Annotated in this window: 1 protein-coding gene; it reads left to right on the top strand. The window is 68.8% G+C overall.

The window, feature by feature from the left end:
- Positions 1–231: IS66 family transposase (locus GRB80_RS16105; RefSeq protein WP_474098509.1), on the top strand; the 231-nt coding region annotated here is incomplete at both ends.

Genomic DNA, 231 nt, shown 5'->3' on the forward strand with positions numbered 1-231 from the left:
GCGGCGTTGTTCGAGCAATTCCGTCTGGCCATCGAGCGCCAGTTCGGCCCCTCCACCGAAAAGTATCGCGTCGCGCAGGGCGACCTCCTCATCAACGAAGCCGAAGCGGCGGCCGACGAGGAGGAAGCCGGCGCCCAGGATGACACGGCTGGCAACGAAGCTGATGTGCCGGTTGCCCCCCAACAGCCGGCCAAGCGTCGCACCCGTGGTGGCCGCGTGGCGCTACCGCCC

Source organism: Halomonas icarae, assembly GCF_009901955.1.
Taxonomy (GTDB): Bacteria; Pseudomonadota; Gammaproteobacteria; order Pseudomonadales; family Halomonadaceae; genus Halomonas; species Halomonas icarae.